Genomic DNA, 23,693 nt, shown 5'->3' with positions numbered 1-23,693 from the left:
GACGGTCGAACCTTGCCCGAGAGAAAACAGGGCGCGACCGATCCTGAAACGTCGCGCCCTGGATTGCCACGGCTCCGCCTCGCACTGACGGAGGCGAGACCGGAGGGATCGACGGGCCGGCGCATCAGAGGCCGAGGGCGAGGCCGTCGCTGCGCGGATCGTGGGCGCCGACGAAGCCGCCATCGTCCTCGATGCGGATCGCACCCGGATGGCCGGCGAGCGGGCTCTGCGCCGGGATGGGACTGATGGCGTGGCCGCGGGCTTTCAGCTCCGCGAACACGCTGTCCCCGGCATCGAGTTCGAGCTTCAGGCTGTCGCGGCTGTCGGAGAACGTCTTGCCCAGCAGGAACCGCGGCCGGGCGAGGGCGGTGAGCGGGTCCATGTGATAATCGATCAGGCGCGTCAGCACCGCCGCCAGCGTCTGCGGCTGCCCGTCCGCCCCTTGCGTGCCGTAGAGCAGCCGCGGGCGGCCGTTCTGGAAGTACATGCCGGGATTGAGCGTGTGGAACGGCCGCTTTCCGGGCTGCAGCGCGTTGATATGGCCGGCCTCCGTGCTGAAGGCCGCACCGCGATTGTGCCAGAGGATGCCGGTATCGCCCGCGACGACGCCGCTTCCCCAGTCGAAATAGACCGTCTGCAGCAGGCTGACGCAATTGCCGTCCCGGTCGGCCGCGCCAATGAAGACGGTGTCGCCGGTCTTGAAGACATGCGGCCAGGGCACGGCCTGGCGCGGATCGATGCTGCGGGCCAGCCCATCGAGGTGGGAGGGCGACAGCAGCCGCTCGACGGGAACCTCCGTGAAATCGGGATCGGCGATGAAGCGGTTGCGGTCGATGAAGGCCAGCTTCACCGCCTCGACGAGGAGGTGGTAGTAGTCGGCGCTGCCCTCGAGGACGGAGGCCATGTCGAAGCGGTCGAGGACGCCCATGATCTCGAGGGTGGTCAGCCCCTGCGTCGGCGGACGCAGGCTGACGAGTTCCCCGCCCCGGTAGGGCACGCGCAGCGCGCTCTCGTTCCGGGCCCGGCAGCGGGCGAGGTCGTCAACTGTGAGGGGCGAGCCCGCTTGTTGCAGCCCCCGCGCGATCCGGCGGGCCAGCTCGCCCTCGTAGAAGTCGCGCCCGCCGTTCTCGGCCAGCATCGTGAGCGTGCGGGCGAGGTCGGGCTGGCGAAAGGTCTCCCCGGCCTCCGGGATGCGGCCCTCGGCGGTGAACACGCGCACGATATCGGGCCAGTTGCCGATCTCCTTGGCGCGGAAATTCGCCCAGAACCGTTGCGACGGTGTCAGGGGGAAGCCGTCCCCCGCATACGCGATGGCGCGCTGAAACAGACCGCGCCAGGATTGCCGCCCGCCCAGGGCTCGCTGACTGTAGATGAAGGCCTGTTCCCAGGTATCGACGGCGGCCGCCGCCGTGATCGCCGAGCCGGGGCCGCGCACCGGGATCGGCCGTCCATCCTGCGGCACCGTTGCTGCCGCCTGCCCGATGCCGGACAGGGTGAAGCTGGCGCCGTTGCGATCGCTGACGATCATGAAGGCGTCGCCACCCAGGCCGCAGAAATGCGGGTAGGTCACGCAGAGGGTGGCGTTGATGGCGATCGCCGCCTCGATGGCGTTGCCGCCCGCCCGCAGCACCTCCCGGCCCGCCTCGCTGGCGAGTTCGTGCGGGCTCGTCACCATGCCCTGGCGGGACCGGGCGAGGGCGCCGCGGGGAGCACCCGCCTCGGCGAAGAGTCGGCTCGGCATCATCGTCGCCCCCAGGGCAGAAGCGGAGGTCAGGAGAAGCGCGCGCCGCGAAGCGTCCGGCGTGGGATGGGGCAGGCCTTCGTTACGATCCATGCTGGCATCTCCGGGATGATCGCTCGGGCCGGGCGCGAGGCTCTCCACCGAGGATTGGCCAGGCCGACCGCATCGGGGGTCTACGCTGCCCGCTCGGCGGCGTGCGCCGCGATCGCGCCGGCCGTGGTGAGCCAGACCGTGTCCCGATGCCCGGCGATCCGTTCAAGCGCCTGCCGCAGGGGGCGCAGCCGGTGCGGCTGGCCGACGATGTAGGGGTGGAGCGCGATGCCCATGACCAGCGGCGCGCGGCGCGACTGCTCCAGCATCTCCTCGAAGCCGTCCGCGACGGCCTCGGCGAATTGCCGTCCCGTCTCCTTGCGGGCGACGATGGCCGGAATGTCGTTCAGCTCCTGCGGATAGGGCACCGAGAGGATGCGCCCGCCGTTGCGGGTGGCGAACCATGTCGGCTGATCGTCGTGGCACCAGTCGAGCAGGTAGCGGTAGCCCGCCTCCGCCAGCAGGTCCGGCGTGACCCGCGACTGCGAGATCCAGGGGCCGAGCCAGCCGGCCGGCGCCTTGCCTTCCTCCCGCGTCAGCACAGCGGTCGCCTCGGCGATCAGCGCCCGTTCCTCGGCCTCGGTGAGGGTGCCCTGCCGCTCGGCATTGGTGCGGCCGTGCCCGACGATCTCGTCGCCCCGCGCCCGGAAGGCCTCGATCAGGCCCGGACAATCCCGGTAGATCCGGCTGTTGACGAGGACGCTCGCCGGCATCCGCAGGTCGTCGAGCATGTCGCGGATGCGCCACGCGCCGACCCGATTGCCCCAGTCGCGCCACGCATAGTTCAGCACATCCGGCTGCGGCCCGCCCGGCGCCAGTTCGGCGCCGAGGCCGTCTCCGAAATCGAAGGTTTCGAGGTTGAGAGCGAGGTAGACTGCCAAGCGCTTTCCATCCGGCCAATCGTAGACCGGCCGGTCCGGCAGGGCGGAATAGGGGTAGCGGCCATGGCTCGACACGGTCGGCTCCGAACTCGTCACGGGGATTGTCTCGATCCTGAGGTTGAGGGAAACGCGCGGCCTCACGCCGCCCCGAGATAGGCCGCCTCGAGCGCCGCGTCCGCCTTGAGCTCCGCCGCGGTGCCGGAAGCGGCGACGCGCCCCTGCTCCAGGACGTAGCCCCGGTCCGCTACGGTGAGCGCGAGGGCGGCCATCTGATCGACGATCAGGATCGTCGTGCCTGCATCGCGCAGCTCGGCAACGGTGGCGTAGAGGCTGTTGATGATCGCGGGAGCCAGGCCGAGGGAGGGTTCGTCGAGTAGGAGGATGCGCGGATGCGCCATCATCCCGCGGGCGATGGCGAGCATCTGCTGCTCCCCGCCCGAGAGCAGGCCGGCACGGCTGCCCGCCCGCTCGCGCAGGCGCGGGAACCGGTCGAGCAGCGCCTCGACCTCGGCCGGATCGACCCGGCCGCCGCGACTCCAGGCGCCGAGGCGGATGTTCTCGACGACGGTGAGTTCGGGAAAGACCTGCCGCCCCTCCGGCACGAGGGCGAGGCCCAGCCGCGCGATCCTGTGCGCCGGCAGCGCCGCGATCGGGGCGTCGGCCAGCACCACCGATCCCTCGACCGGGCGCAGCAGGCCGGCGAGCGCCCGCATCGCCGTCGACTTGCCGGCGCCGTTCGAGCCGAGCAAAGCCACGGTCTCGCCCGGCCGCACGGCGAGGTCGATGCCATCGAGAACCGGCGCGGCGCCGTAGCCCGCGCGCAGGTCAAGCGCCGCGAGGACCGTGTCGCCCGGACCGCTCCAGGGCGCGGATCGCGGCCGGGCCGGGGTCTCGGCGGCCCCGAGATAGGCGCGCAGCACGGCGGGGTCCCGGCGCACCTCGGCCGGTGCGCCGCGGGCGATGGGGCGGCCGGCATCCATGACGAGGATATGGTCGGACACCCCCATCACCAGGGGCATGTCGTGCTCGACGAGGATCACCGCGATGCCGCAGGCCGCGATCCGGCGCAGCAGCGCGCCGAGGCGGTCGGTCTCGGCACGGGCAAGGCCGGCAGCCGGCTCGTCGAGGAGCAGCACCCGAGGAGCCCCGGCGAGCGCGCGGGCGATTTCCACCAGCCGCCGGTCGACATGGGGCAGCTCGGAGGCCGGCCGATCGAGGGCGCCGGCATAGCCGACGAAAGCCAGCAGGGCCGCCGCGTCTCGACGGTCCCGCGCCTGCGCCCGGCGCAGCAGACGCCCGGGGGCGCGGGCGAGGATGACGTTCTCGACCACGCTGAGCGAGCCGAACAGCCGCGTCGTCTGGTAGGTGCGGGCGATGCCGGCGCGGGCGATGGCGTGGGCCGGCCGGCCAGCGAGGTCGCGCGCGCCCAGACGGATCGTGCCGGCGCTCGGCCGGTAGAAGCCCGAGATCATGTTGAGGACGGTGGTCTTGCCAGCCCCGTTCGGACCGATCACGCTGGTGATCGCGCCGGGCCGCGCTTCGAAGGCGACGCCGTCCGCCGCCCGGATGCCGCCGAAGGCGATGCCGAGGCCCTCGACTGTGAGCGGCTCGCCCCCGGTCCGGTGCAGGAAGTCCAGCGCTTCCGATCCGGCTTGCGGGCGCGCCTCGCCGCCCCGCGGCAACAGGCGAGCGAGGCTGCCGACGATGCCGGCCGGCACGAGCCAGAGCACCACCAGGGTGGTCAGGCCGAAGAACAGCAGGCGGTACTCGGCGAGCCCCGCCAGCGCCTCGGGCAGCAGCACCGTCACCAGGGCGCCGAACAGCGGCCCGAGTACGGTGCCGGCTCCGCCGACCACCACCGCCAGCACGAACAGGATCGACTGCGTGAACGGGAAGGAGCTCGGCGCGATGAACAGCATCAAGGGCGGCAGCACCGCACCCGCGAGCCCGGTCAGCGCCGCCGAGATCGCGAAGGCAGCGGTCTTCACCCGCACCGGATCGAAGCCGAGCGAGGCGGCGGCGACATCCGCGTCGCGCACCGCGCGGAGCGCCTGGCCGAGGCGGGCATGGCGCAGCCGGTGGAAGCCGTAGAGGCTCAAGGACGCCGCGATCACCGCGAGGATCGCAAGGTCGCGCTCGCCGAGAGGGTGGCCGAACAGGCTCGGGCCGGTCGCGACCACGAGGCCGTTCTGGCCGCCGGTGAGTTCCCCGCCCTCGATCAGCGCGTGCTCGACCAGGAAGCCGAAGGCGATCGTCACCATGGCGAGGTAGGGCCCGCGCACCCGCATCGCCGGCACCGCGAGAGCCGCGCCGACGAGGGCCGAGAGGCCCGCCGCGGCCGGAAGCGCCAGCCAGAAGCTGAACCCCTTCAGCGTCAGGATCGCGCTGGCATAGGCGCCGAGCGCGTAGAAGCCGGCATGGCCGAAGGAGATCAGGCCGGCGAGCCCCAGCAGGACGTTGAGGCCGGTGCCGGCGAGAACCGTCAGCGCCACGAGGGCGATGACGAAGTGGCTGTAGCCGCTCGTGCCCGCGACGAGGCCGAGGCCCGCGAGCGTCAGAGCCAGGATGGCGAGCGGCATCGCGGCCGGTGCCCGGAGAAGCGCGCGCATGGTCTCTAGACCTTGTTGACGGCAGCGCGGCCCAGCAGGCCGTTCGGACGGATCGCCAGCGCGAGGATGATGACCGAGAACACGACGATCTGGGTCGCGCCGGAGCCCAGCGTCGCGGTGACGCCGGCCTCCACGAGGCCGTAGAGCAGGCCCGCCAGCACCACGCCGGTGGCCGAGCCGATGCCGCCGAGAATCGCCACAGCGAACGCCTTGATCCCGAACAGCGCCCCCATCTCGGCCGAGACGGAGAAGAGCGGCGCGATGAGCAGGCCCGCCGCGCCCGCGAGCACCGCCGAGAGCGCGAAGGCGCAGGCCACGGTGCGGGCGACGTCGATGCCCATCAGCCGCGCGGCTTCCGCGTTCTGCGCCACCGCCAGCAACACCCGGCCGAGCTCGGTCCGGCGGAAGACGGTGCGGATTGCGACCGCCGCCGCGACGCCGACCACCGGGATCAGGAGCTGGAGCGGGTAGATGCCCGCGCCGAGGATCTGGACCGGAGCCGAGACCAGCGGGGAGGGCAGGCTGCGCGGCTCCTTGCCGAAGGTGAACAGCAGCACGTTGTCGAGGATGATGCCGCCGGCCACCGTCGCGAGCAGCCACGCGTCGGAGCCGCGGGTCACGAAGGGGCGCACCAGCAGGCGCTCGACGGCGAGCCCGAGCCCTGCGCAGCCGGCGAGCGCCGCAGCCGCCGCCAGCGGCATCGGCCAGCCGAGCTGGACCGCGAAGGCGTAGCCCAGCACCGCGCCCAGGGTGACGGCGCTGCCCTGCGCGAAATTCACGGTGCCGGAAACCGCGAAGGTGATGTGGAAGCCGAGCGCCACGAGCCCGTACATGCTGCCGAGGCCGAGGCCGCTGACGAGGGTCCCGGTCAGCATGGGCGCCTCCCCGTGCAACGGCTCCGAGAGATGCTCCTGAGGCCGCTCACTTGGACACCGCGACGATCTCGCCGTTGCGGAAGCTGGCGAAGATGTAGTCCTCCGGCTTCAACGCGTCGTGCCGGTCCGGGGCGAAGGGCGCCTCGTAGGTCTTGATCAGGCCAGCATAGGCCGGGACCTTGTAGAAGCCGTCGCGGACCTTCGGCCCCTCGGTGGTGCCGGCCGCCTGGATCGCGAGCGCGATCAGGTGCGTGGCGTCGTAGGCGTTGGCGATGCCGACGGCGGGCGTGACGTCGGCCATGGACTTGATCGCCGGGTACTTCGCCTTCAGCGCGTCGAGCACCGCCTTCGCCTTCGGGCTGTCGTTGCCGGCGAAGGTGAAGGTCTGGACGAAGTGGACCCGCGCCGCACCCGGCCCGGCGAGTTCGTCGAAGCGCCCGCCGGCCGGGCCCCAATGGGAGATCACCGGCACGGTCCAGCCCATCCGGTCGAGGGATTTCACCACCTGAGCCGAGGGGCCGACATTGCCGACGAGAAACAGCGCGTCGGCGCCGGCCTCGCGCAGCCGCGACAGTTGCGGCACCATGTCGATGTCGTTGGCTTCGTACTTCTCGATGCCGGCGCTGGGCAGCCCCGCCGCCTTCAGCGCCGCGACGATTCCCTGCTGGTTCGACTCGCCCCAGGCGTTGTTGACGAGGATCGCGCCGGGCTTCTTGGCGCTGTAGGTCTTGATCGCGTAGGCGACGAGGGCCTCGTCCACGAGCGCATCGACCGCGGAGACCCGGAACACGTAGTTGTCGGCCGCGCCGTTGCGGGTGATCCCGGTGCCGGCCGCCCAGGGCCCGACGAAGGGCACCTTCATCTGGTTAGCGATCGGCACGATCGCCATCGAGACCGGCGTGTCGAGCCCGCCGATCAGCGCCACCACCCTGGCGCGCTGAACCAGCTCGCGAGCAGCGAGCACGCCCTTCGACGGGTTGGCCTCGTCGTCGCGGGCGACGAGTTCCAGGGGCCGGCCCAGGACGCCGCCATTGCGGTTGATCTCCTCGATCGCCAGTCCGATCCCGCGGGAGATCGCCTCGCCGGACTTGGCGGATTGGCCGCTGAGCGCGGTGACGAGACCGATTCGCACCGGCTCGGCCGCCTCGACCGGTGCCAAGCTCGTGAAGCCCGCCAGGACGGCGCCGAGAGCGAGGCGCCGTGTCAGGGCGCGGGCGGCAGAGAGGCGGTGAGGCATGGCGGTCCGATCCCCGTATGTGGTCGACCGACGACCGCAACAGCCGTGCCAGTCGCTGCGACGCAAATTTCTCTCAGGTTTCCCGAATCGCGTGCGGATTGCCCAAGAAGTGTGCACAAAGTCGCGGCAAAGTGCATACACTTTCTGCATGCAGGCATCGGCCGACTCCGCCATGTTCGGCCGGTATCGCCGAGCACGATGGAGGATTCCGGCATGGACGCGAAGGAAGCGGAGACCGCGCGCGACGCGGCGGCAGTGACGGCCTATCTGGAAGCCTCGATGGTGCCCGATCCCGAGACCGCTGCGGGCTACATGAAGCCCGGCATCGCGATCGTCTTCACCGGCGGCCGGGTGTTCCGGCATCCGCGCGAGGTCACGGCCTTCAATGCCGGCCGCTACGCCTGGGTGAAGAAGCGGATGGAGCGGCTCGACGTGGTGCCGGGCGAGGGCGTCACCACCGTCTACAGCCTCGGTACGCTCTACGGCGCGTGGCCGGACGGCACCGCGTTCGAGGGCAACCGCTACGTCGACCGCTTCACCGTGCGGGACGGCCTGATCGTTTCCATGGAGGTGTGGAACGACAGCGCCGAGCGGATTCTCGAACGGCAGGGTGGGCCGGCCTGACCGGTCATACAAAATCCGGCGATCGCTTCGCGATGCGGATTGTGTGCCTTGCTCAAGTGCCGTGCGGGCTTGGTGATGCGGTGTCCGCTTCCATCAAGCGGCACCGCGTCACCCCTCGACGTAGGGCGCGAGCAGGCGGAGGAGGTCGCGCTCGCGCCGGGGCTCCGTGAGGATGCGCGCCCGCTCCGCCACCGCATCGAGATGGTGGTCCATCAGGGCAACCGCTCGCCCGGCATCGCCGGCGACCAAAGCCGCCACGATGTCCCGGTGCTCGCTCACGGCGCAGTCGGACGAGTGCGGCCGGCTATAGAGCGATAGAATCAGGGCGCAGCGATAGCCCAGTTCGGCGACGTAGCGGCCGAGCACCGGACTTCCGGTCATCTCGGCAAGCAGCAGGTGGAACTCCGTGGCGAGCCGGATCGAGGCCGCCTCCGGCCCGCCGCTCGCCCGTTCCTCTCCGGCGATATGCGCGTCGAGCGCGGCTCGCTGCTCGGCGCTCAGGCGGCCGGCGAGCCGCTGGACCACGAGGCGCTCCAGGCTGATGCGCACGTCGAAGGTATCGCGCGCCTCCTCCCAGCTCGGGCTCGCGACCACGGCGATGCGATTGCGGCGCAGTTCGACCAATCCTTCACCCGCGAGCTGAACCAGCGCCTGGCGCGCGATGGTGCGGCTGACGCTGAACCGCTCGCCGAGCGCGTCCTCGGGCAGCCGGTCGCCCGGCGTCAGGGCCCGCTCCACGATGGCCCGTCGCAGGGACCGGCAGATCGTTCCGACGCGGTCGGCCGGGGGGCTCGTCTCGCCCTGTCTCATCGTTGACGCACATCCTGTTGCGGAGCGCGGGCGCTCCCGGCCCAAACAGCCCACCGGTCCCGGGGGCCGCTGCCGGCTTTTGGCACCGGCTTTCGACAGATGCACGATTGACGCCGATGCACCTCGCCCCCGCCGATCCGATCACGCGAAATGCGTGCCCGCGATGCTTCGGTGAATTGCGGGATGCCAGCCGCGCTGCGGAGGCGGTCAGGTCGCAAACAAAGCCGAGGCTGCGCGCGAGGGGCTTCTCAGGCCTTCCTCCGGTGGGAAGGCGCTCGGCCTCTGCTCCGAACAGGGTGGTATCGACGCGCAGGAGCCGCCTCCCGTGGGGGCCTTCGCAGCACGCAAACGCAAAGCACTCACGCCACAGCATAAGGGAGCGGAGCGTCGGTCTATTCGATATGTTTGGAGATTCGAGTGGCTGGGGGACCTGGATTCGAACCAGGACTAGCGGAGTCAGAGTCCATCCCTAAGCTTTGAAAATACTGCGCTTTTTCTCCGAATACGGAGGAAAGCGATCATGACGGACCAATGGGTTAGAACGGGAACGTCCACCGGAAACGGGCCGCCGGACCCCGGAAATGAAACCGCCGCCCTGGGGGTTGGAGCCCAGAACGGCGGATGTCGAGAAAGCATCTGGGAAGGAGCCTTCGGACACGGAACCTACCGCGAGACGGCGGTCGCGTCCATTGAGATCGGAGGCACGGTATGACCGACCTCCGCGCCATGGCTCGCGACCTCGGCGGCGAGGTGGCTGGTATCGGGCAGATCCTGTGCCCCGGTCCCGGCCATAGCTCCCGCGACCGCTCGCTCTCCGTCCGCCTCGACCCGCGCTCGCCCGGCGGCCTCGTCGTCCATTCCTTCGCGGGAGACGATCCCCTTGCCGCAAAGGACTACGTGCGGCAGCGGTTACGGCTACCCGACGATTTCCAGGCAGAACGCAATTTTGCGTCGCCCCCAGTTGAGGTCCCCGGATCGGGCGACCGCACCGCGCGCGCCCTGGCGATCTGGACAGAGGCTCGGCACCCGGCCGGCACCCCCGTGGAGACGTATCTGTCGGGCCGAGGTCTGAGCCTGCCTGCCGATTCCGCCGAGGTCCTGCGCTACCACTCGGCTTGCCCCTTCGCGGGCACCCGCACCCCGGCCATGGTCGCGCTGGTGCGAGACATCGTGACCAACGCCCCCGTCGCAATCCACCGCACTGCCCTGAGTTTCCAGGGCATCAAGGTCGAGGTGAACGGCGCCGACCGCCTGGCGCTCGGGCCGATCGGCGGCGGGGCCGTGAAGCTCACCGCCGATGAGAACGTGACCACCTGCCTCGGGATCGGGGAGGGGATCGAATCCACCCTCTCGCTCCGAAGGTCCCCCGAGTTCGGGGAATCGTCCGTGTGGTCCCTGTTGGCGGCCGGCGGCATCAGCACCTTCCCCGTGCTCTCCGGCATCGAGACGCTGTGGCTCGCGGTCGATCACGACCCGGCCGGGCTCCGGGCTACCCGCGCCTGCGCCGACCGCTGGCAGGCCTCCGGCGCCGAAACCTACCTCATCACGCCGGCCGTCCCCGGCGCGGATCTCAACGACCTGTACCAGGGGGCGCACCATGCTTGAGCAGCACGGCTACACCATCGAGCGCGGCGCGCCCTACGCCCGCGGGGCATCCTCAGACGCGAGAGCGCCCCGCAGTGGGGCTAAAACCCCCGTGAAGCCCGTTATCTTCTCGGCCGCCGAGCTGCGCCGCCGGGAGTTCGATCCGATCCGCTACGTGGTTCCCGGATACATCGCCGAGGGCTGCACGCTCCTGGCGGGCCGGCCCAAGCTCGGCAAGTCGTGGCTGGTGCTGGAGGCGGGACTCGCCGTAGCGCGCGGCGGCGACTGCCTCGGCGGCATCGGCTGCGAGCAGGGCGACGTGCTGTACCTCGCGCTCGAGGACAACGCCCGTCGTCTCCAGCGCCGTATGGACAAGGTGCTCGGCGCCTTCACGGAGGAGTGGCCGGCGGCGTTCGAGTTCGCCACCGAGTGGCCCCGTGCCAACGAGGGTGGCATCGACGCCATCCGCGAATGGATCATGTCGAAGGAGAACCCGCGCCTCGTCGTCGTGGACGTGCTCGCGATGTTCAAGCCGGTGCGCGGCGACAAGGAGAGCCTGTACGAGGCCGATTACCTCTCGATCAAAGGCCTCCAGGCCCTCGCGGGCGAGTTCGGCGTGGCGATCGTCATCGTGCACCACACCCGGAAAAGCGGGTCTGAGAGCGATCCGTTCGAGAAGGTCTCTGGCACCCTCGGGCTCTCCGGCGCAGCCGACAGCGTGGTTATCCTCGACCGGGACGGCAACGGGGCGACGCTCTACGGCCGGGGCCGCGACATCGAGGAGATCGAGAGCGCCGTCGTCTTCGACAAGGTGGCCTGCCGCTGGCTGGTCCAGGGCGAGGCGAGCGAGGTCCGGCGCACGGACGAACGTGGCTCGATCCTGGCGGCCCTGGATGAGGCAGAGGAGCCTCTGTCACCCGGGGAGATCTCGGACGCGACCCGGATGTCGAACCAGAACGTCCGGCAGTTGCTGGTGAGCATGGTCAAGGCCGGCGAGGTCATCAAAGCCGGTCGCGGCCGATATCTGCATCCCGATCACAACCGTACCCCCGATCACAACGATCACAAGATCACAAACCCGCCTGCGATCAGCAGCGATAAGGGGGCAGAGCCGTATCTCGCACCAGTCTGCGACGTGCCCGTTTGTGATCCCGCCCCCATCACGGAGTCACAAGCCGCGATCTGCGATACGTCCGCTTGTGATCTTGTGATCGATGTGATCGACGGTGCCGATGTGATCGGTGCGCCTGACACCGGGCTTTCGGCCCCGGCCACCGAGTTCCTAAACTGGCTCCGCTCCCGTACCGAGCAGCCGGTGAACGCCCGCCTCATCACCAGCCACGCGCCCAAGCACATCCGGGCGCAGGAGGTGCGAGACCCGATCCTGCAGGAGCTGGAGCAGCGTGGCCTCATCAGGATCGAGGCTACCAGAGCGTCTAACGCCAGCAGGGTCACGCGCCTGATCCACATCACCGAGGGGGCGAGCCGATGAAGAGCGCACGCCTCCGGCCGCCCCCGGCCCATGCCCTCACGGATCTCGCCGAACGCCTGCGCCGGCTGGCTCCGTCCTCCCGCAACCCCGAGCGCTTCCACGAGGAGAAGAGCGAGATCGTGCACGCCCTGCGCCTGATCGCTCGGGAGGTGGCACATGGCTAAGTGGCCCTACGGCACGTCCGAGTGGAAGGCGTTGCGAGCGGCGAAGCTCCAGGCCTCGCCCATCTGTGAGCCCTGCGAGAAGCGGGGACGCACGGTGCCAGCCAACACGGTGGACCATCGTACCAGCATCGCGAAGGGCGGCCCGGCCTTCCCTCCGCTCTCCGGCCTGATGTCCATGTGCCCTGCCTGTCACAACGCCAAGACACGGGCCGTGGACAGGGCAGGGGGATCTGGAGTGGCCTTCCCCGGCTGCGACGCCTCCGGCCTGCCTGTGGACCCCTCGCACCCGTTCTTCGGCGGTCCTAGCAAGGGGTATACCCCCTCGAAGGACCAGCCGCTTAGGGGGCGGGACCGCATGGGTAGTCGATCGCGCACTAAGTTTCGGGGAGGCCGCTGATGGGACAGCGTGGCCCCGGCGCGAAGCCCATCAAAAGGCCGTCCGATCCCGTCGCCGAGGCGTCATCGGAACCGCACACGTGGGAGGCGGAAGGCCTCACGAGGGCGGAGCGCGTCATCGCCTTCATGGAGAGCCTGCCCGTCACGTCGGGCGCACTCGCCGGTACGACGTTCCGGGTCCGGCCGTGGCAGCGGAAGTTCCTGAAAGCGGTCTACGCCACCGACCGGCGCGGCCGGCGGCAGGTGCGAACCGCCGTGCTCTCGATGGCCCGGAAGAACGGGAAGACGGACGTGGCGGCCCGCCTCGCCCTCTGCCACATCGCGGGGCCGGAGGCGGAGGAGCGCGGCGAGGTCTACTCGGCGGCCAACGACCGCTTCCAGGCGGGGCGCATCTTCTCGGAGATCTGTGCCCTCATCGAGCGGGTGCCGTGGCTCTCGGAGCGCATCTCGATCCGGCGGCACTCGAAGGAGTTGGAGGACATCGGCGGCACCGGCACCGTGTTCGCGGCGCTCTCGGCCGACGTGGCGACGAAGCACGGCCTCTCGCCGTCGATGTGGATCTACGACGAGTTGGGGCAGTCGCCGAGCCGGGATCTCTACGACACGCTCGACACCGCCATGGGTGCCCGCGGCGAGCCGCTGAGCGTGGTCATCTCGACCCAGGCGGCGCGGGACGAAGCGCCGATGTCCGAATTGGTCGACTACGGGCTCCGGGTGAACCGGGGCGAGGTGAAGGACGCGAGCTTCCACCTCACGCTCTACTCGGCGCCCCTCGACGCCGATCCGTGGGAGCGGGCGACGTGGAAGGCCGCTAACCCGGCGCTCGCCGACTTCCGGTCCCTGGAGGACGTTCAGCGCCTCGCCTCGCAGGCGCAGCGGATGCCGAGCCGAGAGGCCTCGTTCCGCAACCTGATCCTGAATCAGCGGGTGGACGCGACCCAGCAGTTCCTCACCGTGCCGGTCTGGAAGGCCTGCGGCGAGGCGGTGCCCGATCTCGACACCCTCAAGGGCCGGCCCTGCCACGCCGCGCTCGATCTGGCGGCCTCGCGCGACCTCACGGCCCTAGTGCTCGTGTTCGAGGACGAGGATGGCGGATACGACGTGGTGCCGTTCTTCTGGCTCCCCGACGACGATCTCCGCGAGCGGGAGGACACCGACCGGGTGCCCTACGTCCAGTGGCGGGACGCGGGCTTCCTGCTCACCATGCCGGGGAAGACGACGGACCCGGAGGTGATCGCCCGCAAGATCGCCGAACTGCATGGCCGCTTCGGCTTCACGGCCCTGGCCTACGACCGCTGGCGGATCGAGGACCTGCGCCGCGAGTTGGGCGCGATCGGCGCGGAGGTGCCGCTGGTGGAGTGGGGGCAGGGGTTCAAGGACATGAGCCCGGCAATCGACGTGCTGGAACGCCTCGCGGTGGAGGCGAAGCTACGGCACGGGATGCACCCGGTCCTGACGTGGTGCGCCGGCAATGCGAAGACGGTCCCCGATCCGGCCGGGAACCGGAAGTTCGACAAGAAGAAGAGCACGGGCCGGATCGACGGGCTTCAGGCCCTCGCCATGGCGCTCGGGGCGGCGAACCGCCACGAGCCAGAGGCGGAGTGGAGCCCCATGTGCGACTTTGTTTAGTTGGCAGACTTCGACGGCATCTCGCCAAAATGCATCGCCGAAGTCTGTACAACCTGCTCTCCGGCTTGCTCATACACTTTCTTGATCGTATCAGACACGATTGAGAAAACGTACTGGCCTTCTGGCGTGCTTTTCATCTGACCCAGAGCCCGCTCGGCAGCCTCGTTCAGCATGTTGGAAAGCTCAGAGGCTAACTGCCGGACCTCCGCTTCCTTCGTGCTGTCAATTGAGGATTGTACGATTTGCCCAGCAATTATGTTTTGCATAATCAATTGCAGCGCCATCATCTGGGCAATTTGCTGCATTTGCACCTGTGCGATCTCTTCCGGGTTCATCTCTGTGCTCGCAATGCAAGTTCTACAAGCTGACGGATAGCTTCGGGCCTAGACGGCTTCGGATCCGCTTGAGCAACTATCCAGGCATCAAGGGCCGCAAGCTGATCGGGAGGAATGCGCACACCGACGTGCGTTGCTCCGACTTTCGGCCGGCCTCGTGATTTTCTGTCATTGGGTATTGACGCCATCATTATCTGATGACAGAAAATAGAGCGGGCCGCAACGGTGGTGGAACACCGAGACGGCCCTAACCACCGCGATCGTCAGGAGATCGAAATGGCTGACCAAGCCCATAGCACACCTGCGCCCAAGATCATCGCAAGCGGCGGGCCCGTCTCCGCCGCCATCACGGCCGGCCGGGGCGAGTGCGATCCCATCGCCGCGATCCGTGAGGGGCTGGAGGAGTTTTTCGCCGGCATCGACCTCTCGGTCGATTTCGACGCCCCGGTTTCTGGGGAGGCCGCGTGATGGCGCCGGCTTCTCGACGCGGCTTCCTCCGCGGCCTCACCACGCTTCCGCTCATCGGCGGCGGCGTGACGCTCATCGGCAGTGCTTCGGCGGCCAATGTGCCTTCCGACCTCGCTCGCGCCTGCGACGCGGCCGTTGCTCGATTGCGGTACGTCAATGAGAACGACGAGCCGGATGAATGCTGGCCTGATGAGCGTATCACCGCCGAAAACATGGCTTTCGACGCAGCTCTCGAAAGGTCGGCGACTGAGAAGGCGAGCTGTCTAGGCGACCTATCAGCCAAGGCTCGCCTCCTGCTCTGTGAGTTTCGAGAAAATCTTGGGGGCGATCTCGAGGCCAATGCGGGTGAGCGCGCCTTGATGGCGTTCCTGCGTGAGATGGCCGAGGAGGGCACGCTATGCGCGTGATCCCGGCTTCGGCTGCGGCATACGCTGCCTAAAGCCTCTGGAAATTATTCAGTCCGCCAACAATCGCTCTTGCGTTTCCCAAGAGGCAGGACTACCTATTGTTCGAACCAAGAGGTAGCCCTGCCATGACGATTGCACCGAAGCTCACACCCCTCGCCGCGTGCCGCGTGGCCCGCATCGACCGCGACCGCTTCAACGAGCACGTCGCCGCCGGCCGATACCCCTGCGCCCCCGCCACCACCGCCGGCAAGGCGCGCCTCTTCGATCCGGACGACATGATCGGCCTCTACCTGTTCCGCGAACTGCTGGACGACGGCCTCAACGCCGCTCGCGCAGGCGCCATCGCGTGCGAGGTCAGCAACGCCGCCCGTGCTCACCCCGAGGCCCCGGCGATCACCTACGTGCAGAGCTACTTCGGCCCCGATCACGGCAGTGCGTGGCCATCCGACATCGTGCCCGATCCTGCTCAGTGGGACACGGCCATGTTCAGCGGCCACGATGTTCGTAAGACCACGACCTTCAACATCGAGAAGATGCGCAAGTTGATCGCGCACTACACCGAGGAAGAGCGGTCGATCATCGGCGAGCGCGAGTAACGGCGGGAAGGATAGATCATCATGCGCACCCTCATCCAACTTCGCGAGCAGCGCGGCCTGAAGGTCGATGCGATCCGCGCCATCCACGCCAAGGCGGCGACCGAGAACCGTGACCTGAACGACGCGGAGCAGTCCGCCTTCGACACCGGCAAGGGCGAGGTCGAGCGCCTGGAACGCGAGATACGGAACCATGAGTTCCTGGCCGATGCCGAGCGCCGCGCCGAGGCCGAGCCGGTCGGCGAGCGGCACAACGACATGGCGGACATCGAGGTCCGTTACAGCCCGGCCAAGGCCCTGGCCGAGTACGTCGAGAACGGCCGCCTCACCGGAGCCGAGGCCGAGTGGGCCGCCGAACACCGTTCCGGCCGGCAGGGTGCCATCGCCATGCCCGTCTCTGCCTTCATGGGCGAGACCCGCGCGCTGCTCACCACCAGCCCGGCGGCCGGCCCCGGCGGCAACCTTGTCCCGACCCAGCAGGGTGCCCTCATCGACCGGGTACGCCCGACGCTGGTGACGGAGAGCCTGGGCGCCACGGTGCTGCGCGGCCTGACCGGCAACCTCGATCTCCCGCGGGTGAAGGATTCGGGGCAGGCGTTCTGGGTGCCGGAGCACGGCAACGTCACCCGGTCGGACATGAAGTTCGACAAGGTGAGCATGGGGCCGAAGACGGTCGGCGCCGAGTACGAGGTCTCCCGCCGGATGCTGCTCCAGGCGACGGCGCTGGAACCGATCCTGCGCGCGGACATCGCCTTCCTGCTCCGGCAGGCCCTTGACGCCGCGGCGATCCAGGGCGGCGGCACCAACGAGCCGGTCGGCATCCTCGCCACGCCGGGCCTCAACGTCCTGCCTCTGGGCACCAACGGCGGCGTGCTCTCGATCGATACGGCGGCCGACATGATCGCGGCGATCGACGACGATGCGGACGGGAACCGAGGCTTCCTCATCACCAAGGCCATTCGCACCGCGGCGCTCAAGATGAAGGACGGGCAGGGCCAGCCCTACGGCCTCGCCACGGTGTTCTCCAACGAGCCGGTGCGGGTTTCCAAGGCGCTGCCGAGCAACCTGACCAAGGGCACCGGGACCAACCTCTCGGCCGCGATCTACGGCATCTGGTCGGACCTCATCATCGGCTACTGGTCGAGCGTCGATATCGTCCCGAACCCCTACCACGCGGATGTGGCGTCCAAGGGCGGCTTGCTGCTCCACGCCTTCCTCGACGCCGATGTGGCGACCCGGCATGTCGAGAACTTCGTGGCCGTGAAGGACGCGAAGACGGCATGACCGACGCGGCACCCCCCGAGCGCCGTTCCGCCTCGATCGAGGTGCGGGCCAAGGGCCGGCGCCTGGAGGGGCACGCTGCGCTCTTCGGAGTGGAGGCCCGCATCGGCACCTTCTCCGAAACGATCCGGGCGGGCGCGTTCAAGGACTCGCTCGGCCGGGACGTGCTGGCCCTGGTGGATCACGACCCGAGCCGGGTCCTGGCCCGCACCCGGTCCGGCACCCTGCGGCTCGCGGAGGATACCCGCGGGCTCGCCTTCGACCTCGACGTGCCGGACACCAGCATCGGCCGGGACATCCTGGCGCTCGCCGAGCGGGGCGATCTCGGCGGCATGTCCTTCGGCTTCACGGCGTCCCCGGGCGGGGAGGCATGGTCCGGGGAGAAGCGCGAGCTGCGCGCCGTCACGCTCTTCGAAATCAGCGTGATCCAGGCGCTGCCCGCCTACCCTGGCACCATCGTCCAAGCCCGCTCGGCGGCGCCGCCGGCCGGCCACCGCCTGGCGCTCGCCGCCCGCTACCTCGACACCCTTCGGAGCTAAGATGGGCATCCTGGCACGCCTGTTCGGAACCGAGACGCGCGCCGCCGGCGAGGGCGACGTGCGCCTGTCCGATCCCTACCTCGGCGAATTCTTCGGGATACAGGGCCGGGGCGGCACCGTCACGCCCGACGCCGTGCTCTCCAACCTCGCGGTAGCGGCCCGGTGCGTGGCGCTGCGCTCCGAGATGATGGCGAGCGTCGGCCTCTACCTCTACCGGCGCACCGAGAACGGCGGCCGGGAGCGGGCCGACGACAACCCGCTCTACGGCGTGCTCCATGATATCGCCAACCCGAACATGACGGCGTTCGAAGCGCGGGAGTTTCTGGTGCGCTCGCTCGACCTGACGGGCAACGCCTACGCCCGGATCGAGCGGAACGCCCGCGGGCAGGTGACGGCGCTCTACCCGCTGGCGCCGCTCTCCGTTGGCGTGGAACGGCTCGCCTCCGGCCGGCTGCGCTACCGTGTCAGTCAGGAACGCGGTGCCCCCTACATCCTCCTGCAGGAAGAGATGCTGCACCTGCGCGGCCCTTCCCGCGACGGCATCCTCGGGCAAAGCCCCATCTCGATTTCGCGGGGCTCCCTCGGCCTCGCCCTCACGAATCACGATACGGCGTCGGCTCTCTCGGCCAACAGCCTGCGCCCCTCCGGCATCCTCTCGTTCGCCGAACGCCTGACGCCCGAGCAGCGCATCCAGGTCCGCAAGAGCATGGAGGAGCGCTACGTCGGGTCGGACAAGGCCGGCAAGCTGATGGTGATGGACGGCGGCGCCAAGTTCGAGCGCATGGCCTTCACCCCGGAAGACGCCGAGTTCCTCGACAGCCGCAAGCTCGGGAACGAGGACGTGGCCCGGATCTTCGGGCTTCCTCCGACCTCCGTCGGCATCACGGACAAGGCCACCTACAGCAATACGGAGCAGGAAGGCCGGGCGCTGGTCCAGAACGCGCTTGGGCCGCTCGCCGGCCGGATTGAGGCGGCCATGCTGCGATGCCTGCTCACGGACGTGTCGCGCCGATTCCTCTACGTCGAGCACGACCTCGACACGTTGCTCCGGGGCGACGTGAAGGCCCGGTTCGAGGCCTATCGGCTCGGCCGTGAGATCGGCGCCTTCAGCCCGAACGACATCCGGCGCCGCGAGAACGAGCCGCCGATCGCCAACGGCGATGTCTACCACCAGCCCGCCAACTGGATGCCGCTCGGCAACACGGCCCCGGCCGCCGCACCCGTGGTGGAGGCGTGACCGTGCCCCGTCAGCCCAAGGCAACTCAGGCCGCCATCACCCGCGCCGTGAAGGGCGCGCTGGCCGCCGGCCTCAAGGTCGGCCGCGTGGAGATCGACGGCAATCGGATCGTGGTCCATCCCAGCGAGGACGTCCGGCCGGAGCCGGCGTCCGAACTCGACGCATGGAGGGCCAAGCGCAATGCGCGTTAGATTGAAGGGTCTCAACTCCAAGACGAAGGTCTTGGCGGACGGGACCAAGCGAACCTACTGGTACGCCTGGAAGGGTGGCCCCCGGATCGAGGGCAAGCCCGGCACGCCGGAGTTCATGGCGAGCTACAACGCGGCGGTGACAGCCCGGCGGACCCCGGCGGCTGGCACCTTGTTCTCAATCATGCAGGGCTTCCAGGCCAGCGACGCCTTTCTCGGCCGGGAGCCGCGGACCCGAGCCGACTACATCCGCCACATCAAGGCGATCGAGGTTGAGTTCGGGGACTTCCCGCTCGGCGCCCTCACGGACCGGCGCACCCGCGGCGAGTTCATGGCATGGCGCGACCGCCTCGCGCTGCGCTCCCGCCGACAGGCCGACTACGCATGGAGCGTGCTGGCGCGCATCCTGTCGTGGGCGCTCGACCGCGGCTTGGTCCTGGCCAACCCGTGCGAGCGAGGAGGGCGGCTCTACCGGGCCGCACGAACCGACAAGGTGTGGACCGACGCGGACGAGGCAGCGTTCCTGGCTCGCGCACCGGCCCACCTGCACCTGCCGCTGATCTTGGCCCTCTGGACCGGACAGCGCCAAGGAGATCTCCTGCGCCTGCCCTGGTCGGCCTACGACGGCAGCACGATTCGTCTGACGCAGGGGAAGACGGGCGCGCGGGTCGTGGTGCCGGTCGGGGCCGCGCTGAAAACTCGGCTGGATGCCGCGCCGCGCCTGAGCCCGGTGATCCTGCTCAACTCCGAGGGGCGGCCCTGGACCGGCGACGGCTTCCGCTCCTCATGGGGCAAGGCGTGCCGCTCGGCCGGCATCAGTGGCGTGACGTTCCACGACCTGCGCGGGACCGCCGTAAGCCGTCTGGCTCTTGCGGGATGCACGGAAGCGGAGATCGCAACTCTCACGGGGCATAGCCTCGCGGACGTTCGGTCGATCCTCGACGCCCACTACCTCAACCGCGACCCGGCGCTCGCCCTGGCCGCGATCCGCAAGCTCGAAACGAGAACGCAAACACCCGACCGCGTTCCCGACCGGGCGTAATGTTCTCACGATGAATTGGAAAAAGCGTAGTCTTTTCAATGGCTGGGGGACCTGGATTCGAACCAGGACTAGCGGAGTCAGAGTCCGCGGTTCTACCGTTAAACTATCCCCCACCGGAACCGTCACGCATCAGGCCGGTACGGGCTGTTGCGTTCGGGAAAGCGTGGACCTTGCGTCCCCGCCAACGGTGCTGGCGTCAGATAGGCTGTGCCGGGCGCCGCGTCAACATGGATGACGCATGATCGGCGCGGTGAGGCCAAAGCGACACGCTCGCCTGCTCCCTCCCCGGTCCGGTTGCGGGACCTGCGGGCTCGTGAACCTCGACCATCGTCCTGAAAAGTGGCCACGGCTTTTAGGGGAAAACAATGCCGAAACAGGGGGCTAGCGCATCGAGGGCTGCCCGTGCCCGCCTTCAGCCTCGACGCGCGACGGCTGCGCGGACGGGGGAGCGGGCCGGGCGACCGGGCCCAGCGCCAGGGTCTCGCCGATGACGTAACGAGCCAGCGCGTCGAAGGTGTAGACCCGTTCGACCAGTGCCTGGGCCGCGGCCGTCATCCGATCGACCCCGGCATCGTCGGTGCGCAGCAAGAGGTCGAGGCCGCGTTCCAGATCCTCCTGCGGATCGAGATAGAACCCCTCGCGGCCGTGCAGGAAGGGTTCGATGCCGGTCAGCGGGCGGGTGTCGAAGATCGGGACGCTGCCCAAAGCCGCGACCTCGTAATGCCGGTAGCAGTCCCAGCCGACACCGCCCGGCGACAGGCAGAACCGGCTCCCGGCGATCGCCTCGGCGAAGGCTTGGCGGCTCAGTCGGTGCGGGGGCGCGTGGATGCGCCAGCCTCGGGCAGCCAAGCGCGGCAGAACGCTGCTCACGGCCTCGCGGAAGCCGATCCCCTGCGCCGAGCCGGCGTAGAACAGGTCGTAGCGGCGAGCGGAGGCTGGGATCGGCGGCGACAGCGCCGCGGCCTCGATCCCGAGGGCAAAGGGGCGCAGCTTGGCCCGGAGCGCGAGGCAGGCGGGGTCCTGCCGGGCATGGCCGGCGCAGGCGCCGCGGGGCAGGACCGTCTCGAGCGTGTTCCAGCGGTTGGCGGCGAGTTCCCGCTTGAAGAACAGGTCACAGCGGCGAAGGAAGGCGCGGTCGCGCGGATGGATCGTGAGATGGTCGGTGACGTCGAGGATCGCGAGCCGGACGCGGGGGCCGCGGGCGGCGAACAGGACGAGGCCGCGGAAGGCGAGGCCGATCAGGCTGAGGGCCGCATGGACCGGCAGGGAGCGCCCGGCGCTGTTCACGGGGCCGACACAGCGGGCGACGACGATGTCGTAGTCCTGGACGAGGCAGGTGCGGCCGATACCGGCCACCCGCCGCGCCAGCCTCAGCAGCCGCACCGGCAGGCTGCCGGAACGGGGCGCGCGGGTCCTGACATCGGCCCAGCGCAGCCGCGTGTCGAGGAAGGTCGTGCGTTCGGGGAAGGCGGTGGTGACGAGCGGCATCAGGCCGAGTTCGAGGATCTGCGGGGATCCCGGCGGACAGTCCGGCGCCGCCGCGCGGGGGCGCTCGCTCACCGTCTCCATGGCTGGTCCCCGGCGGTCTCAGAGCGGGCCTTCCCGCCGACGACGCCTGCCCGACCTGCCGGCCGGCAGCCGCGCTTCCGGCGGGAGCGGGGAGGGGCCGCCCGGGACATTAGAAATGGGCGTGCGGCTGCAGCTTCAGCCGGCTGCGGCCGAAATCGAGCTGCTTGCTGACGAGCCAGTCCAGGTTGCGGGCATTGAAGTAGCTCTTCAGCGCGTAGCGCCAGAACAGATCCTCCGCGCGGGAGGAGGGTCCGTGCACCGCCTTCACCTGGGCGACCTCGCCCAGCGCCCGCGCCTTGTGGGCGAGGTTGGCGCTGTTGTTCTGCCCCGTGCGGCGGAAGCAGGCCACCGGGCGGCCGACGCGCGCGTAGGGCTCCCGCGCCAGGGCACGGCAGAACATCTCGTAGTCGCCGCAATCCTTGAAGGCGTGATCGAAGCCGCCGAGCTCGGCGTAGAAGTCGCGGGCGATGTAGGTCGCCATGTGCATCACCGGATTCCATCCGAGGCACACGAGCATGCGCGGCGTCATCCAGTTGGGTGGGGCGGCCAGCCCGCCCAGGCTCCGGCCGCGCCCATCGATCCAGCGGATGCCGCCGACGACCCAGCGCCGACGGTGGCTCCGGTAGGCCGCGACGACGGCCTCCAGGCCGCCGGGAAGCAGGATGTCATCGGCGCCGAGGAACCCGAGCAATTCGCCCGAGGCGGCAAAGGAGCCCTTGTTGATCGCATCGAAGATGCCGCGATCCTTGCCCTGAAGCACCGTGGCGCCGAGGCTCCGGGCGAGTTCCACCGTACCGTCCGTGCTGCCCGCATCGACGATCACGTGCTCGACTTCGATGCCGTTGCGGGCGCTGGCGCGCGAGGATTCGATGCATTCGCGCAGGTATTCGACGCCGTTGAGCGTCGGGGTGACCACGGACACCTTCATCGCAGGCTCCCTCGTCTCTGGCTCGGATCACGACTCGATTGCGAGTTGGATCGCGCTTTGGATTGCACGGGTGTAGCGGCAGCGCCGGGCCTCATGGCGCCGCGGGATCGTCAGGCGAGGGATCGTCAGGCGCAGGATCGTCAGGCGACGGCCGCCAGGACGCCCGAGGAGAGCGCGCCGGAGGAGAAGCCGTCGCGGCCCGCGCTCAAGGGGAGGGGGGATACGAGGCCTCCGAACCGCTCGACCGGGGCGCTGCCGTGGCTGACGATGCCCTTGTTCATCGCCCAGACCGCGGCCTGCGTCCGGTTCTTCACCCGAACCTTGCGCAGGATCGCCTTGACGTGAACCTTGACCGTGGCCTCCGCGATGTCGAGATTGCGGGCGATGACCTTGTTGGATTCGCCCAGAGCCAGACCTTCGAGGATGTTGACCTCGCGGCTCGACAGGCTGGAGAGCGAGGTCCCGTCCGCCCGCTGAAGCCCGGTCAGGGCGGCGACCGGACCGGGGGACCGCACCGGCTCGACGGCCAGGCACAGACGCCCGAGGAAGCTCATCGGCAGCACCGCGCAATCGGCGATCACCACCTCCAGGGTCTTGAGAAGATCGGCGGGAGACACGTCCTCGGTCAGATAGGCCGAGGCACCGAGCTGGAGGCTACGCAGCATCAATCCTTCGGTATCGCGCAGCGCCAACGCCACGATCTTGACCTCCGGCAAGGCTTCGGCGACCTGCCCGATCAGGTCCCCCGCCTCCTCGTCGATGACGACGAGCGCTAGACGCGCCGCCTCGAGGTCGGACAGAGGCAGGGCCGGGCTGGCCGCGACCTGTCGCACCGTGAAGCGCGTTCCGGCCAGAAGCGAGACCAGACTTTCTCTGACCATGCGATTGTCACTGACAATCAGCGTATCGATGTGTTCCATCGGAGCTACTCCCCTGATCTGCCGGAAACCTCCCGCGCCGAATCTTCCTGAGCG

Annotated in this window: 25 protein-coding genes and 1 tRNA gene; 14 read left to right on the top strand and 12 right to left on the bottom strand. The window is 69.4% G+C overall.

Translation table 11 applies throughout. The features are described from left to right. Positions 1-124 precede the first annotated feature (124 nt). The 5 genes from ggt to LPC10_RS22275 all read right to left on the bottom strand — a co-directional run bounded on the left by ggt (position 125) and on the right by LPC10_RS22275 (position 7,433). The gene (gene ggt, locus LPC10_RS22295; RefSeq protein WP_231347123.1) at positions 125-1,741 is read right to left on the bottom strand and encodes a gamma-glutamyltransferase; all 1,617 of its coding nucleotides are present in this window, start codon (positions 1,739-1,741) and stop codon (positions 125-127) included. A gap of 173 nt (positions 1,742-1,914) precedes the next feature. Then, a complete protein-coding gene (locus LPC10_RS22290) occupies positions 1,915-2,808 on the bottom strand; it encodes a polysaccharide deacetylase family protein (protein WP_231344428.1) in 894 nt (297 codons plus the stop codon). Between the two features lie 41 nt (positions 2,809-2,849). Continuing rightward, positions 2,850-5,321, bottom strand: coding sequence for a branched-chain amino acid ABC transporter ATP-binding protein/permease (locus LPC10_RS22285; protein ID WP_231344427.1), 2,472 nt, complete (start codon positions 5,319-5,321; stop codon positions 2,850-2,852). Positions 5,322-5,326: 5 nt separating this feature from the next. Beyond that, complete coding sequence (locus LPC10_RS22280) at positions 5,327-6,196, bottom strand: branched-chain amino acid ABC transporter permease (protein ID WP_133089600.1); 870 nt, start codon at positions 6,194-6,196, stop codon at positions 5,327-5,329. Between the two features lie 46 nt (positions 6,197-6,242). Beyond that, positions 6,243-7,433, bottom strand: coding sequence for an ABC transporter substrate-binding protein (locus tag LPC10_RS22275; protein ID WP_231344426.1), 1,191 nt, complete (start codon positions 7,431-7,433; stop codon positions 6,243-6,245). Between the two features lie 213 nt (positions 7,434-7,646). On the opposite strand from LPC10_RS22275, the gene LPC10_RS22270 reads away from it, so the two are divergent. Further along, the gene (locus LPC10_RS22270) at positions 7,647-8,057 is read left to right on the top strand and encodes a nuclear transport factor 2 family protein (RefSeq protein ID WP_231344425.1); all 411 of its coding nucleotides are present in this window, start codon (positions 7,647-7,649) and stop codon (positions 8,055-8,057) included. 108 nt (positions 8,058-8,165) lie between these two features. Here the strand turns inward: LPC10_RS22270 and LPC10_RS22265 are convergent, their stop codons facing one another. After that, the gene (locus tag LPC10_RS22265) at positions 8,166-8,867 is read right to left on the bottom strand and encodes a GntR family transcriptional regulator (protein WP_108942031.1); all 702 of its coding nucleotides are present in this window, start codon (positions 8,865-8,867) and stop codon (positions 8,166-8,168) included. Between the two features lie 708 nt (positions 8,868-9,575). Between LPC10_RS22265 and LPC10_RS22260 the strand changes: the two genes are divergently transcribed. From LPC10_RS22260 to LPC10_RS22250, 3 genes are read left to right on the top strand one after another with little or no spacing between them, the layout of a single operon-like run. After that, positions 9,576-10,472 (top strand): toprim domain-containing protein, encoded by an 897-nt coding sequence (locus LPC10_RS22260; protein WP_231344424.1) that lies wholly within the window; start codon positions 9,576-9,578, stop codon positions 10,470-10,472. Then, positions 10,465-11,943 carry an AAA family ATPase gene (locus tag LPC10_RS22255; protein WP_231344423.1) on the top strand — a complete coding sequence of 493 codons (1,479 nt, stop codon included), beginning with the start codon at positions 10,465-10,467 and terminating at the stop codon, positions 11,941-11,943. Before LPC10_RS22260 ends, LPC10_RS22255 begins: the two co-directional genes overlap by 8 nt. Continuing rightward, the gene (locus LPC10_RS22250) at positions 11,940-12,107 is read left to right on the top strand and encodes a hypothetical protein (protein ID WP_231344421.1); all 168 of its coding nucleotides are present in this window, start codon (positions 11,940-11,942) and stop codon (positions 12,105-12,107) included. Before LPC10_RS22255 ends, LPC10_RS22250 begins: the two co-directional genes overlap by 4 nt. A 6-nt stretch (positions 12,108-12,113) precedes the next feature. Here LPC10_RS22250 and LPC10_RS22245 read toward each other — a convergent pair whose 3' ends face one another. Then, the gene (locus LPC10_RS22245; protein ID WP_231344420.1) at positions 12,114-12,284 is read right to left on the bottom strand and encodes a hypothetical protein; all 171 of its coding nucleotides are present in this window, start codon (positions 12,282-12,284) and stop codon (positions 12,114-12,116) included. Here LPC10_RS22245 and LPC10_RS25735 point away from each other — a divergent pair. Then, positions 12,202-12,504, top strand: coding sequence for a hypothetical protein (locus tag LPC10_RS25735; RefSeq protein WP_370644742.1), 303 nt, complete (start codon positions 12,202-12,204; stop codon positions 12,502-12,504). The genes LPC10_RS22245 and LPC10_RS25735 overlap by 83 nt on opposite strands. Continuing rightward, on the top strand, positions 12,504-14,132 hold the full coding sequence (locus LPC10_RS22240) for a terminase large subunit (protein ID WP_231344419.1): 1,629 nt from the start codon (positions 12,504-12,506) through the stop codon (positions 14,130-14,132). The genes LPC10_RS25735 and LPC10_RS22240 overlap by 1 nt, the downstream gene beginning before the upstream one ends. Here the strand turns inward: LPC10_RS22240 and LPC10_RS22235 are convergent. Then, a complete protein-coding gene (locus tag LPC10_RS22235) occupies positions 14,129-14,467 on the bottom strand; it encodes a hypothetical protein (protein WP_231344418.1) in 339 nt (112 codons plus the stop codon). The genes LPC10_RS22240 and LPC10_RS22235 overlap by 4 nt on opposite strands. Positions 14,468-14,743: 276 nt before the next feature. Here LPC10_RS22235 and LPC10_RS22230 point away from each other — a divergent pair, with 276 nt between their 5' ends. From LPC10_RS22230 to LPC10_RS22195, 8 genes are all read left to right on the top strand, one after another. Further along, on the top strand, positions 14,744-14,935 hold the full coding sequence (locus tag LPC10_RS22230; RefSeq protein ID WP_231344417.1) for a hypothetical protein: 192 nt from the start codon (positions 14,744-14,746) through the stop codon (positions 14,933-14,935). After that, on the top strand, positions 14,935-15,342 hold the full coding sequence (locus LPC10_RS22225; RefSeq protein WP_231344416.1) for a hypothetical protein: 408 nt from the start codon (positions 14,935-14,937) through the stop codon (positions 15,340-15,342). Before LPC10_RS22230 ends, LPC10_RS22225 begins: the two co-directional genes overlap by 1 nt. A gap of 167 nt (positions 15,343-15,509) precedes the next feature. Next, positions 15,510-15,938, top strand: coding sequence for a hypothetical protein (locus tag LPC10_RS22220; RefSeq protein WP_231344415.1), 429 nt, complete (start codon positions 15,510-15,512; stop codon positions 15,936-15,938). A 21-nt stretch (positions 15,939-15,959) separates the two neighbouring features. Continuing rightward, positions 15,960-17,219, top strand: coding sequence for a phage major capsid protein (locus tag LPC10_RS22215; protein WP_231344414.1), 1,260 nt, complete (start codon positions 15,960-15,962; stop codon positions 17,217-17,219). After that, positions 17,216-17,755, top strand: a complete 540-nt coding sequence (locus LPC10_RS22210; protein ID WP_231344413.1) for an HK97 family phage prohead protease — start codon at positions 17,216-17,218, stop codon at positions 17,753-17,755. Before LPC10_RS22215 ends, LPC10_RS22210 begins: the two co-directional genes overlap by 4 nt. A gap of 1 nt (position 17,756) precedes the next feature. Beyond that, positions 17,757-18,992, top strand: a complete 1,236-nt coding sequence (locus tag LPC10_RS22205; protein WP_231344412.1) for a phage portal protein — start codon at positions 17,757-17,759, stop codon at positions 18,990-18,992. Between the two features lie 2 nt (positions 18,993-18,994). Next, entirely contained in the window at positions 18,995-19,183 is a 189-nt protein-coding gene (locus tag LPC10_RS22200; protein WP_231344411.1) for a hypothetical protein, read from the top strand. Next, positions 19,173-20,222, top strand: coding sequence for a tyrosine-type recombinase/integrase (locus LPC10_RS22195; protein WP_231344410.1), 1,050 nt, complete (start codon positions 19,173-19,175; stop codon positions 20,220-20,222). The genes LPC10_RS22200 and LPC10_RS22195 overlap by 11 nt, the downstream gene beginning before the upstream one ends. A 39-nt stretch (positions 20,223-20,261) precedes the next feature. Here LPC10_RS22195 and LPC10_RS22190 read toward each other — a convergent pair. From LPC10_RS22190 to LPC10_RS22175, 4 genes are all read right to left on the bottom strand, one after another. After that, a tRNA-Gln gene (locus LPC10_RS22190) sits at positions 20,262-20,335 on the bottom strand. Positions 20,336-20,603: 268 nt separating this feature from the next. After that, a complete protein-coding gene (locus LPC10_RS22185; RefSeq protein WP_231344409.1) occupies positions 20,604-21,791 on the bottom strand; it encodes a hypothetical protein in 1,188 nt (395 codons plus the stop codon). Between the two features lie 109 nt (positions 21,792-21,900). Next, the gene (locus LPC10_RS22180) at positions 21,901-22,719 is read right to left on the bottom strand and encodes a glycosyltransferase family 2 protein (RefSeq protein ID WP_231344408.1); all 819 of its coding nucleotides are present in this window, start codon (positions 22,717-22,719) and stop codon (positions 21,901-21,903) included. A gap of 140 nt (positions 22,720-22,859) precedes the next feature. Beyond that, on the bottom strand, positions 22,860-23,600 hold the full coding sequence (locus LPC10_RS22175; RefSeq protein ID WP_231344407.1) for a response regulator transcription factor: 741 nt from the start codon (positions 23,598-23,600) through the stop codon (positions 22,860-22,862). Between the last annotated feature and the right edge of the window lie 93 nt (positions 23,601-23,693).

This window comes from Methylorubrum sp. B1-46, assembly GCF_021117295.1.
In the GTDB taxonomy this organism is placed as follows: domain Bacteria; phylum Pseudomonadota; class Alphaproteobacteria; order Rhizobiales; family Beijerinckiaceae; genus Methylobacterium.
This window is presented reverse-complemented; position numbering and strand designations above follow the sequence as displayed.